Genomic DNA, 11,689 nt, shown 5'->3' with positions numbered 1-11,689 from the left:
CCTAGCCGTCCACGTGCAGTTGCAGACGCTGCCGGAAGGGCGTGCCATCCTCCGCCGTGGCGGAGACACGAACCGTCCAGAAGCCCCCGTCCAGATCTATCGGCGCCGAGAAGGCGCCGTTGTAATAGACCATCCTGGGCGTCCTGTCGTCGCGCACGCTGGTTGCGCGACCGATCAGAATGTCGAGACCGCGGACCTCGACCGGATTGCCGGCCTCGTCCTCGAAGCGCAGTGCCAGCACCTTCTCGGCCTCGTCATAGTCGATGCTGGTGGTCCAGCCCAATGCCTGCTGCTCGTGCAGATGGGTGTTGAACTCCTGGCTCGCGACATAGGAATTGGCAACTTCCAGACCGGGGAAGGTATGCACCGCCTGATAGGCCAGCGTCAGGTTGACGCCCACCACCACCGCGAAGGCGGCAACGGTAAAGATGAGGACCTTCCGCCCGGTCAGTTCCTTGCCCTTCATTTCATCCCTCTCCCGTTGAACACAGTGTCGTCATAGGTCCGCTCCGCCTCCGCGAGCCCCTCGAGCCAGATCCGGACATCGGAGGTCGCGGCATTGGCGGCGGCGCTGCCCGCCGGGGCGACGATATAGACCCGCTTCAGAAGCGTCTCGTCGGCCGGCACCGTGAAGGTTGCGTCCTCGGCGCCCTCGACCGAGATCGAGAAGCCCTCGACCGGGGTCATGCTCAGCTGGAAGGCGCGATCCTCGCCATGCATGTTGCGCACCCGGACGTCATAGGTATTGCGGATCGAGCCGTCCGACATGGTGACGAAGATCGGGTTTCGGACCGGCGCGACGGTCATGCCGATATCGGGCCGGATGAACAGCGCCACAACGAGCCCCACGCCCACGGCCGACCAGAGCAGGGTGTAGAAGATGGTGCGGACCCGGAAGATATGCCGCCAGACCGCCTTCGCGGGCGTGCCCGCGCGCTCGCGCGCCTCGTCCGACAGCGCCATGTAATCGATCAGGCCGCGCGGCTTGCCGACCTTGTCCATCACGTCATCACAGGCGTCGATGCACAGCCCGCAGGTGATGCAGGCCAGCTGCTGGCCGTCGCGGATGTCGATCCCCATCGGGCAGACATTGACGCAGGCATTGCAATCGATGCAGTCGCCGAGCTGCGCCGCGCCCTCGGCCTTGCGGTGCTTGCCGCGCGGCTCGCCCCGCCATTCGCGATAGCCGATGGTCAGCGTGGCCTCATCCATCATCGCCGCCTGGATACGCGGCCAGGGGCACATGTAGACGCAGACCTGTTCGCGCATGAAGCCGCCCAGGATGAAGGTCGTGAGCGTCAGGACCAGGATCGTCGAATAGGCCACCGCATGGGCCTGAAAGGTGACGAGGTTCCACATCAGGGTCGGCGCGTCGGCGAAATAGAAGACCCAGGCCCCGCCGGTGGCCACGGCGATCGCGAGCCACAGCCCCCATTTGGTCAGCCTGAGCCGCCATTTCCTGACATCCCAGCGCGCGTTCCAGAGCTTGACACGCTTGTTCCGGTCGCCCTCGACCCAACGCTCGACGAGGATGAACAGGTCGGTCCAGACCGTCTGCGGGCAGAAATAGCCGCACCAGACCCGACCCAGCGCCGAGGTGAAGAGAAACAGGCCGAGACCCGCCATGATCAGCAACCCGGCGACGAAGTAGAATTCGTGCGGCCATATCTCGATCGTGAAGAAGAAGAAGCGGCGGTTGGCAAGGTCGATCAGCACCGCCTGATCGGGCAGGTTCGGACCGCGATCCCAACGGATCCAAGGCAGCAGGTAATAGATGCCGAGACAGATGGCGAGAAGCCACCATTTCAGGCTGCGGTACTTCCCCGACACACGTCGCGGAAAGATCGGTTCGCGGGCAGAATAAAGGCGGTCGGGGGTCTGGTCTGTCGAGCTCACGCGCTCTCTCCGTTCGGGCTGCGGGCCGGGGCCTGCGGCGTGCCTCTCGCGGGGTCGCGTCGCGCTCCGGGCCCTCGTTCTGCGATAGCTAGATCCTGTCTGGCCCCAAGGAAAGCGCCGAGGCGTTCACTTCTGGGGCAGATTGCAGTCTGGCAGACGGCGAATCAGACAAGAGGATTCATGAGAACTGGAAAAACTCTAATTCTGTGCGCGGACGCACAGGGCTCTGTCAGGGAACGCGCTGGACGCTTGATCGGGGGTCGGCGACTATAGACACCGGCCCCCGTGGAAACGCGCGAACAGGATGGGGGCCGGTGCCATCGACCGGGGGCCACGGCCCCCGGAAGACGTTTAGTCACTCGCCGCCGCCCAACTGGTGGACATAGACCGCAACGGCCTTGCGCTCCGTCTCGCTGAGACGTTCCTTCCAGGTCGGCATGACCCCGAAGCGCGCTTTCGTCACCGTCTCGGTCAGCGTCGCGACGTCCCCACCGTAAAGCCAGATCGCGTCCGTCAGATTCGGCGCGCCTACGGTGCGGTCGCCGTGGCCGTCCTCGCCATGGCATGCAGCACAGTTATCAAGGAACACCGTTTCACCCTGACTTGCCAATGCGGCATCATGTTCCTGTCCGGAAATTTGCCGGACATATTGCACCACCTCGTCGATTTCCTCGCTGCTCAGCAGCCCGTCGGTGCCGAACGAGGGCATCTGCGACCAACGCGCATCCGGATTGTCCTCGTTCCGCACGCCATGGGTCACGGTGAAGTAGATATCCTCAAGCTTACCGCCCCAGAGCCAGTCATCGTCCAGCAGGCTGGGATAGCCCTGCCCCTGCACGCCGGCCGCGCCCGAGCCGTGGCACTGGGCGCAGTTGGTGCGGAACACCGAAGCGCCGCCCTGCACCGCGTAGTTGTAAAGTGCAGGATCGGCCTCGATCGCCGCCGGATCTTCCATCGAGGCCGCAGCCAGCCGGCTCGAAAGCTCGGCATTGCGGTCTTCGAATTCCTTGATCTCGACCTCGACATTCGCCCGGGTCGAATAGCCCAGAAGCCCGGGTGTCGCCCCGTTCACCAGCGGCCAGGCCGGGTAGAGGATCGAGTAGATCAGGGCATAGGCGACGCAGGCATAGAAGGTCCAGAGCCACCAGCGCGGCAGCGGATTGTTCAGCTCTTCGATGCCATCCCAGCTATGGCCGGTGGTGCCGACCTCGCCGGGCTTGGTGTTGTGATCGCTCGAACTCATGTCCGCGCCTCCTTATGGCACGTCGCACCGTCCTCGGTGCCTGCAGGTTGGTCTTCATACCGGAACGGGATGTTGGCCGTATCGTCGTGGCCCTTGGCGCTGCCCGGGCGGAACGCCCAGACAACCACGCCGATGAAGAACAGGGTGAGTGCCAGCAACATCCAGCTGTCGGCGAATTCGCGCATGAGGGAATAGGTTTCCATTGGCCTCCCCCTCAGCGGCTCGCATCCGGCTCGAAGGTCGAGAAGTCGACCAGCGTGCCCAGCATCTGCAGATAGGCGATCAGCGCATCCATCTCCGAGATGCCCTCATTGCCGTCGAAATTGCGCACCTGCGCCCCCGGATAGCGTTCGAGAAGACCGTCCACGCCATCGGCATAGGGGTCGATCTGAGCGTTGAAGTCCGAAACCGCGTTCTCGATCATCTCGTCGGTATAGGGCACGCCCACTGCACGATGGGTGCGCAGCTTGTCGGCGATATGCTCGGGGTCGAGCATGCGCCGTTCGAGGAAGGCGTATTTGGGCATCACCGATTCCGGCACCACCGATTGCGGATCACGCAGGTGGTGGACATGCCAGGCATCGGAATAGCGCCCGCCGACCCGGGCCAGGTCGGGCCCGGTCCGCTTGGACCCCCACTGGAACGGGTGGTCATACATCGACTCGGCCGCCAGGCTGTAATGGCCGTAGCGTTCCACCTCGTCGCGCATCGGCCGGATCATCTGGCTGTGGCAGACATAGCAGCCTTCGCGCACGTAGATGTCGCGCCCCTCCAGCTCCATCGGCGAGTAGGGGCGCATGCCCTCCACCTTCTCGATGGTGTTCTGCAGGTAGAAGAGCGGGGCGATCTCGACCAGACCGCCCACGGTCACGACAAGGAAGCTGAACACCAGAAGCAGCGATGCGTTCTTCTCAAGGATCTTGTGTTTTTCGAGAATTGCCATTGGCTGCGTTCCTTATTCAGCCGGGGCCGCAACGGGCGCCGGCTGCTTGGCGGGCGCGGAGGTCGCGGTCTTCCAGATGTTGTAGCACATGATGACACCGCCAGCGACATAGAGGGCCCCACCGAGGGCGCGGACGATATACATCGGGTGCTTGGCCGCGACGGTGTCGGCGAAGGAGTTCACCAGGAACCCTTGCGCGTCGACTTCGCGCCACATCAGGCCTTCCATGATGCCGGTGACCCACATCGAGGACGCGTAGAGCACGATGCCGATGGTCGCGAGCCAGAAGTGCCAGGACACCAGCGCGGTCGAGTAGAGCCGCTCCTTGTTCCAGAGCCGCGGCGCCAGGAAGTAGAGCGCGCCGAAGGTGATCATGCCGTTCCAGCCCAGCGCGCCGGAATGCACGTGACCGATGGTCCAGTCGGTATAATGCGACAGCGAGTTGACCGCGCGGATCGACATCATCGGACCCTCGAAGGTCGACATGCCGTAGAAGCCGACGGCGACGACCATCATCCGGATGATCGGGTCGGTGCGGATCTTGTCCCAGGCGCCCGACAGCGTCATCAGGCCGTTGATCATGCCGCCCCAGGAGGGCATCCACAGCATGACCGAGAACACCATGCCCAGCGTGCCGGCCCAGTCCGGCAGAGCGGTGTAGTGCAGATGGTGCGGACCGGCCCAGATATACATGAAGATCAGCCCCCAGAAGTGGATGATCGACAGTTTGTAGCTGTAGACGGGACGCTCGGCCTGCTTCGGCACGAAGTAGTACATCATGCCCAGGAAGCCTGCGGTCAGAAGGAAGCCCACCGCGTTATGGCCGTACCACCATTGCGTCATGGCGTCCTGCACGCCCGAGAAGACCTGGACCGATTTCGAGCCCCAGATCGACACCGGAAGGCTGAGATTGTTGACCAGGTGCAGCATCGCCACGGTGACGATGAAACTGAGATAAAACCAGTTGGCGACGTAGATATGCGGCTCTTTCCGCTTGACGACGGTGCCGAGGAAGATCGCCAGATAGACCAGCCAGACGACCGTCAGCCAGATGTCGACATACCATTCGGGTTCGGCATATTCCTTGGACTGGGTCGACCCGAGCACATAGCCGCTCGCAGCCAGCACGATGAAGAGCTGATATCCCCAGAACACGAACCAGGCGAGGTTGCCGCCCCAGAGCCGCGCCGCGCTGGTGCGCTGCACGACATAGAACGAGGTGGCCAGAAGCGCGTTGCCCCCGAAGGCGAAGATCACGGCCGAGGTGTGCAACTGACGCAGCCGGCCGAAATTCATGTACCCGCTGGCCCATTCGAAATTCAGGCCCGGGAAGGCCAACTGGCTGGCAATGAACGTGCCGGCGGCAAAGCCGACCACGCCCCAGAAACAGGTCGCGATGACACCCGCCCGCACGACGTCATCCATGTAGCCGGTCGTGTCGACAACCGGCTTCGGCGCACCGAGTCCCCGCACCGTCCAGGCGGCAAGACCGCCGGCGACGAGCAGGATGATCACCGCGTGCACCATGTATGCCATGTCGCGGGCCATGAACGCGGCAACCGCGGCGAGCACCGCGATCACGCCCAGGGCGGCGATCTTAACGTAGTCCCACATTGAGAGTCCCTTCGTCTTTCGCCGACCGAACCGCCTTCGGCCGACTCCCTCACGATACCGTGACGTATTCTATGGTATGCACGGATATGCTTTGATCCAAATCAATCTCTCTTTAGCTTGTCCAATTCAAGCTTGATCTTGGTCAAAGCCTTGGAAGATCGTGGCGATTTAATGTCGCCGCGACGTCACTACCGACGCGAAGGAGTATTGCGGTGGGCTACAAGACCATCCTAACCATCATTACCGAAACGGACATTGCCGACTCGGCCCTCGAACCGGCGATCACCCTGGCGGCCCGCGAGGAAGCGCATCTCGACATTCTCTGCCTCGGTGTCGACCGAACCCAGACCGGTTATTACTACGCAGGCACCAACGCCTTCATCCAGCAGGAGACCCTGCACAAGGCGCAGGAAGAGGCCTCTGCGATCGAAGCGGCGGTCAAGGCCCGGATGGCCCGCGAAAGCGTCACCTGGAGCAGCGAGGCCGCGGTGGCCCAGATCGCCGGGCTCAGCCATCTGGTCGCGCAGCGGGCGCGGTTCTCCGATCTCGTGATCATGCCCCGCCCCTATGGCGAAGGCCGCGGCATCGAGGATGAGGCGGCGACCGAGGCGGTCCTGTTCGACGGTCATGCGCCGCTTCTGGTGGTTCCGGCCGGGGCCGATACCGCCCATATCGGCCGCAAGATCGTGATCGCCTGGAACCAGAGCCAGGAAGCGATGGCCGCCATCAAGGAAGCCCTGCCGCTGATGCAGGCCGCCGAGGTGGTCAATATCGCGGTGGTCGATCCGCCGAAACACGGCCCCGACCGCTCGGACCCCGGCGGCGCGCTGTCGCAGATGCTGTCGCGCCATGGCGTCAAGACCGAGATCTCGGTGCTGGCCAAGACCATGCCCCGGGTCTCGGACGTGCTGCAGCGTCACGCGACGGATATCGAGGCCGACATGATGATCATGGGCGCCTACGGTCACTCGCGGTTCCGCGAGGCGATCCTGGGCGGCGCGACCCGCGGCATGCTTGAAAAGACCGCGATCCCGGTCCTGATGGCGCACTGAGCCGACGCGGACAGTTCCGGCCTGGGACAGGGTCTCAGGCCGGGTATCAGAATATCACACCGGCATGCCGCCGTCATTGTCGTCGCCGGTCTCGCCCAGCAACATGTCGAAATCGGGAACCGTCACATGGCGCTTGCCTTCCAGCACGATCACCCCGTCGCGCTTCAGCGCCGAGATCTGCCGGCTGACGGTCTCGAGCGTGAGGCCGAGATAGTCGGCCATCGCCTCGCGCGTGAGCGGCAGGTCGAACACGATCCGGCCACGGGTCGGCCCCAGCCGCAGCACGGCGTCGCGCCGGGCGATGATTGCCAGCAGGCTCGCGATCTTCTCGCGCGCGGTCTTGCGGCCCAGAAGCAGCATCCATTCCCGCGCCGCATCCAGTTCGTCCAGCGTCATCTCGAGAAGCCGCTGGCCGATATGCGGCGTGCGGATCATCAGCTCTTCGAACGGCTTGCGCCGGAAGCAGCACATAGTGAGCTGCGTCGTCGCTGTCACGTCATAGGCGGCAAGGTCGCGCCCGGGACGGCCGACGAAATCGGAAGGCAGCAGAAGCCCCACCATCTGGGTGCGGCCATCTTCCATGGTCTGGGTCAGGGTGGCGATGCCCTCCACGACCGAGCCCACGAAATCCATCCGGTCGCCGGACCAGACCACGCTCTGGCCTGCATCGAAGGTGCGGTAATACTTGATGGCCTCAAGCGCCTCCAGTTCATCGGCTTCGCAGCGCGCACAGACGGCACGATGGCGAATCGGACACTCGAAACACTCGGTATTCACAACGGAGGTGTCGGTAACGGCCATTCCGTTTCCCATTTTGACTTCGATCAAGGAGAGGTTCCTTGGGTAGACTTAACGCTAGTCGAATGAGCACAGAATCGCAACTCACCCGTCTCGGTCTATTCGACGCCAAGGTGCCACGGTACACCAGTTACCCCACGGCACCGCATTTCAACGCGTCGGTAGACGATGGAGACTTCGCCGGCTGGATCGGCCAGATCGAGCCCGGTTCGCAGATTTCCCTGTATCTCCACGTGCCGTTCTGCCGCCGGCTGTGCTGGTTCTGCGCTTGCCGGACCCAGGGCACCCGGTCCGACGCGCCGGTCGAAGCGTATCTCGAGACGCTGAAGACCGAACTCGCGATGCTGGGCAAGCGGCTGCCCGAGGGCGTCACGCTGTCGCGCCTGCACTGGGGCGGGGGAACGCCGACGCTGCTGTCGGCCGACATGATGAAACAGCTTACCGAGGCGATCTTCGCCGTCGCGCCGATGCACGAGCAGGGCGAGTTCTCGGTCGAGATCGACCCGAACGAGATCGACGAGGCCCGGCTCGACGTGCTGGCCAGGGCGGGCATGAACCGCGCCTCGATCGGCATCCAGGACTTCGACCCGCAGATCCAGTCGGTGATCGGCCGGATCCAGAGCTATGACATCACCCGCGACGCGGTCGATCTGATCCGCTCGAAGGGCATCAGGTCGCTCAACGCCGACATCCTGTACGGCCTGCCGCATCAGTCGAACGAGCGGATCGCGGAATCGGTGCAGAAGCTGATGTCGCTCTCGCCCGACCGGGTCGCGCTTTACGGCTATGCCCATGTGCCCTGGATGGCCCGGCGCCAGTCGATGATCCCGACCGAGGCGCTGCCGACGCCGGAAAGCCGGCTGAAGCTTTACGAGACCGCCAAGGAACTGTTCCTGTGGGACGGCTATCGCGAGATCGGCATCGACCACTTCGCGCGGCCCGAAGACGGGCTGGCCCGGGCGCTGGAGGCCGGCGAGCTGCGCCGGAACTTCCAGGGCTATACCGACGACACCGCCGCGGCGCTGATCGGTCTGGGCGCCTCCTCGATCTCGCGCTTCCCGCAGGGCTATGCGCAGAACCTGTCGGGCACCTCGGATTACACCGCGCGCATCCGCGACGGCCGCTTCGCCACCGGCCGGGGGCATGTGTTCACCGAAGAGGACAAGATGCGTTCGCGCATGATCGAGGCGCTGATGTGCGATTTCCACATCTCGACCGCCGAGATCACCGAGACCTTCAGCATCTCGAAATCCGAGCTGAACGCCATGTTCCAGGAGGTCGCCGACCGCTTCGCCGGGTTCATCGATCTCACCAATGACGGGCTGACGGTGCCGGAACACGGCAAGCCGCTGACCCGGATGATCGCCCGCGGCTTCGACGCCTACGACCTGTCGAAAGCCGGCCACAGCTCGGCGATCTGACGCTTTCAGGCGGCGCCCGGGTCTTCCCCGGGCGCCGCGAAGGCCGCCCGCATCAGGGTGCGCGTATACTCCGTCTTCGGCGCCTCGAAGACCTCGTCAACCTCCCCCGCCTCGACGATCTCGCCCAGCCGCATCACGGCCACCTTGTGCGACATCGCCCGCACCACGCGCAGGTCGTGGCTGATGAAGAGATAGGCCAGATCGTATCTGCGCTGCAGATCGCGCAGCAGGTCGACGATCTGCACCTGCACGGTCATGTCCAGCGCCGAGGTCGGCTCGTCCAGCACCACCATGCGCGGCCGCAGTATCATCGCCCGGGCGATGGCGATGCGCTGGCGCTGCCCGCCCGAGAATTCATGCGGATAACGATGCATCATGGCAGGATCGAGCCCGACCTCGGTCAGGATCTGCGCCACTTCCTCGCGCGGGCTGCGCCCGGATTGCGCGCCGTGCACGCCCAGCCCCTCGGCCACGATCTGTTCGACCGTCATCCGCGGGCTGAGGCTGCCGAACGGGTCCTGGAACACGATCTGCATGTCGCGCCTCAGCGGCCGGATCTGGCGCGATTTCAGCCCGTCGATGGCGCGCCCCTGAAAGACGATCCGCCCCTCGGACGAGATCAGCCGCATGATCGCCAGCGCCAGCGTGGTCTTGCCCGAGCCCGATTCGCCCACGATCCCCAGCGTCTCGCCCGCCCGGACCGCGATATCGGCGCCGTTCACCGCCTTCACATGGCCCGTGGTCCGGCGCATGAAACCGCGCTGGATCGGGAACCAGACCTTCAGCCCTTCGGTCCGCACCACCTCGGGCGCGTCTCGCTTCAGCGGATCGGGGCCGCCCACGGTCGCCGCGGCCAGCAGCTTGCGCGTATAGGGATGCTGCGGCGCGCGGAAGATCTCGGCGGTGGGGCCGGTCTCGACGATCTCGCCATCCTTCATCACGCAGACCCGGTCGGCAATGCGGCGCACCACGTTCAGATCATGGGTGATGAAGAGAAGGCTCATGGTCTCTTCGCGCTTGAGCTCGGCCAGCAGCTCGAGGATCTGCGCCTCGATGGTGACGTCGAGCGCCGTCGTGGGCTCGTCCGCGATCAGCAGGTCGGGGCCGTTGGCCAGCGCCATGGCAATCATCACCCGCTGGCGCTGCCCGCCCGACAACTGGTGCGGATAGGCGCCCAGCCGGCTTTCGGGATCGCGGATACCGACCCGCTCCAGAAGCTCGAGCACCCGCGCGCGGGCGGCGGCACCCGTCAGTCCCTGATGCAGCGCCAGGCTTTCGGTGATCTGCTTTTCCAGCGTGTGCAGCGGATTGAGCGAGGTCATCGGCTCCTGGAAGATAAAGCTGATATCGTTGCCCCGGACCTGCCTCAGCCGCTTCTCGGGCGCCTTGGCGAGTTCTTCGCCCTCATAGATCACCGAGCCCGAGACCGTCGCCGCGCCGGGCAGCAATCCCACGGTCGAGAGCGCGGTCACCGACTTGCCCGAGCCGGATTCGCCCACCAGCGCCACCGTCTCGCCGCGCCCGACCTCGAAGCTGACGCCCCTGACCGCGACCTGCTGGCGGCCGTCTTGCTGGAACGAGACGCGCAGATTGTCGACCTTGAGAACCGGGCTCATTGGAAGGTCTTTCGGGGATCGAAGGCATCGCGCACGCCCTCGAAGATGAAGACCAGCAGCGACAGCATGATCGCGAAGGTGAAGAAGGCGGTGAAGGCAAGCCAGGGCGCCTGCAGGTTCTCCTTGGCCTGCAGCGTCATCTCGCCCAGCGAGGGCGCCGAGGCGGGCAGGCCGAACCCGAGGAAATCGAGGCTCGCGAGCGTGCCGATGGTGCCGGTGATGATGAAGGGCAGCATGGTCAGCGTCGCGACCATGGCATTGGGCAGCATGTGGCGGAACATGATCTTCCAGTTGGAGACGCCCAACGCGCGGGCGGCGCGGACATATTCGAAATTGCGCGCGCGCAGGAACTCGGCCCGCACCACGCCCACCAGGGCGGGCCAGCCGAACAGCGCGGTGAGAAACACCAGCAGCCAGAAGCTTCGCCCCAGCACGGCGAAGAGGATGATGATGATGTAAAGCTGCGGCGTCGAGGTCCAGATCTCGATGAAGCGCTGGAAGATCAGGTCGGTCAGGCCGCCGAAAAAGCCCTGCACCGCCCCTGTCACGACTCCGATGACCGAGGCGATGCCGGTGACCATCAGCGTGAACAGAATCGACAGCCGGAAGCCGTAGATCACCCGGGCCAGCACGTCGCGCGTGGTGTCGTCGGTGCCCAGCCAGTGCTGCGCATCGGGGGCCGAGGGCGCGGTGCCGTCGATATTGTTGACGGTGTCGTAGCTGTAGGGGATCGGCGGCCAGAGCATCCAGCCCTTCTCGATCGTCTCACCGTCGACGACGCCGTCCTGCGCATCTTCGATCACGCCCTCGGGGTCGTCCCAGCAGGCCTCGAGCCCGCCCGAGACGATCAGGCACTGGATCTCGATATCGCGATAGACCGCCTCGGTGCGCAGGTCGCCGCCGAAATCGGTCTCGGGATAGAAGCTGTAGACCGGAAAGAAGCTATCGCCGCGATAATTGACATAGATCGGCTTGTCATTGGCCAGAAGCTCGGCAAAGAGCGACAGCCCGAAGATCACGGCGAAGATCATCAGCGACCAGTGGGCGCGGCGGTTGCGCTTGAAGTTGCGCCAGCGCCGTTGGTTCAGGGGCGAAAGCCAGGCCAT

At 64.5% G+C, this 11,689-nt stretch carries 11 protein-coding genes; 2 read left to right on the top strand and 9 right to left on the bottom strand.

Features of this window, described 5'->3' with window-relative positions; translation table 11 throughout:
• Position 1: 1 nt before the first annotated feature.
• The 6 genes from B5V46_RS02750 to ccoN form a co-directional block, all read right to left on the bottom strand.
• Positions 2-466 carry a FixH family protein gene (locus B5V46_RS02750; protein ID WP_080615165.1) on the bottom strand — a complete coding sequence of 155 codons (465 nt, stop codon included), beginning with the start codon at positions 464-466 and terminating at the stop codon, positions 2-4.
• Complete coding sequence (ccoG, locus tag B5V46_RS02745) at positions 463-1,896, bottom strand: cytochrome c oxidase accessory protein CcoG (protein WP_080615164.1); 1,434 nt, start codon at positions 1,894-1,896, stop codon at positions 463-465. Before ccoG ends, B5V46_RS02750 begins: the two co-directional genes overlap by 4 nt.
• Positions 1,897-2,251: 355 nt before the next feature.
• Entirely contained in the window at positions 2,252-3,139 is an 888-nt protein-coding gene (gene ccoP, locus B5V46_RS02740; protein WP_080615163.1) for a cytochrome-c oxidase, cbb3-type subunit III, read from the bottom strand.
• Positions 3,136-3,342, bottom strand: a complete 207-nt coding sequence (locus tag B5V46_RS02735; RefSeq protein ID WP_080615162.1) for a cbb3-type cytochrome c oxidase subunit 3 — start codon at positions 3,340-3,342, stop codon at positions 3,136-3,138. The genes ccoP and B5V46_RS02735 overlap by 4 nt, the downstream gene beginning before the upstream one ends.
• An 11-nt stretch (positions 3,343-3,353) precedes the next feature.
• Positions 3,354-4,082, bottom strand: coding sequence for a cytochrome-c oxidase, cbb3-type subunit II (gene ccoO / locus B5V46_RS02730; RefSeq protein ID WP_080615161.1), 729 nt, complete (start codon positions 4,080-4,082; stop codon positions 3,354-3,356).
• A 12-nt stretch (positions 4,083-4,094) separates the two neighbouring features.
• The gene (gene ccoN, locus B5V46_RS02725; protein ID WP_080615160.1) at positions 4,095-5,696 is read right to left on the bottom strand and encodes a cytochrome-c oxidase, cbb3-type subunit I; all 1,602 of its coding nucleotides are present in this window, start codon (positions 5,694-5,696) and stop codon (positions 4,095-4,097) included.
• A gap of 212 nt (positions 5,697-5,908) precedes the next feature.
• On the opposite strand from ccoN, the gene B5V46_RS02720 reads away from it, so the two are divergent.
• Positions 5,909-6,748, top strand: a complete 840-nt coding sequence (locus B5V46_RS02720) for a universal stress protein (protein WP_080615159.1) — start codon at positions 5,909-5,911, stop codon at positions 6,746-6,748.
• A gap of 54 nt (positions 6,749-6,802) precedes the next feature.
• Here B5V46_RS02720 and fnrL read toward each other — a convergent pair whose 3' ends face one another.
• Positions 6,803-7,549 carry a transcriptional regulator FnrL gene (gene fnrL / locus B5V46_RS02715; RefSeq protein ID WP_080615158.1) on the bottom strand — a complete coding sequence of 249 codons (747 nt, stop codon included), beginning with the start codon at positions 7,547-7,549 and terminating at the stop codon, positions 6,803-6,805.
• A 62-nt stretch (positions 7,550-7,611) separates the two neighbouring features.
• Here fnrL and hemN point away from each other — a divergent pair, with 62 nt between their 5' ends.
• On the top strand, positions 7,612-8,967 hold the full coding sequence (hemN, locus tag B5V46_RS02710; protein ID WP_080615157.1) for an oxygen-independent coproporphyrinogen III oxidase: 1,356 nt from the start codon (positions 7,612-7,614) through the stop codon (positions 8,965-8,967).
• Between the two features lie 5 nt (positions 8,968-8,972).
• Here the strand turns inward: hemN and B5V46_RS02705 are convergent, their stop codons facing one another.
• Positions 8,973-10,583 carry an ABC transporter ATP-binding protein gene (locus tag B5V46_RS02705; RefSeq protein ID WP_080615156.1) on the bottom strand — a complete coding sequence of 537 codons (1,611 nt, stop codon included), beginning with the start codon at positions 10,581-10,583 and terminating at the stop codon, positions 8,973-8,975.
• Complete coding sequence (locus B5V46_RS02700) at positions 10,580-11,689, bottom strand: ABC transporter permease (RefSeq protein ID WP_080615155.1); 1,110 nt, start codon at positions 11,687-11,689, stop codon at positions 10,580-10,582. Before B5V46_RS02700 ends, B5V46_RS02705 begins: the two co-directional genes overlap by 4 nt.

Origin of the sequence: Rhodovulum sp. MB263 (assembly GCF_002073975.1) — a bacterium.
GTDB lineage: Bacteria > Pseudomonadota > Alphaproteobacteria > Rhodobacterales > Rhodobacteraceae > Rhodovulum.
The sequence above is the reverse complement of the archived record's forward strand: the minus strand, read 5'-3'. Positions and strand labels throughout refer to the sequence as shown.

Coding starts and splice junctions, on each gene's coding strand:
- B5V46_RS02750 (WP_080615165.1), bottom strand. CDS start 466: ATGAAGGGCAAGGAACTGACCGGGCGGAAGGTCCTCATCTTTACCGTT.
- ccoP (WP_080615163.1), bottom strand. CDS start 3,139: ATGAGTTCGAGCGATCACAACACCAAGCCCGGCGAGGTCGGCACCACC.
- B5V46_RS02735 (WP_080615162.1), bottom strand. CDS start 3,342: ATGGAAACCTATTCCCTCATGCGCGAATTCGCCGACAGCTGGATGTTG.
- ccoO (WP_080615161.1), bottom strand. CDS start 4,082: ATGGCAATTCTCGAAAAACACAAGATCCTTGAGAAGAACGCATCGCTG.
- ccoN (WP_080615160.1), bottom strand. CDS start 5,696: ATGTGGGACTACGTTAAGATCGCCGCCCTGGGCGTGATCGCGGTGCTC.
- fnrL (WP_080615158.1), bottom strand. CDS start 7,549: ATGGCCGTTACCGACACCTCCGTTGTGAATACCGAGTGTTTCGAGTGT.
- hemN (WP_080615157.1), top strand. CDS start 7,612: ATGAGCACAGAATCGCAACTCACCCGTCTCGGTCTATTCGACGCCAAG.
- B5V46_RS02705 (WP_080615156.1), bottom strand. CDS start 10,583: ATGAGCCCGGTTCTCAAGGTCGACAATCTGCGCGTCTCGTTCCAGCAA.
- B5V46_RS02700 (WP_080615155.1), bottom strand. CDS start 11,689: ATGGCCTGGCTTTCGCCCCTGAACCAACGGCGCTGGCGCAACTTCAAG.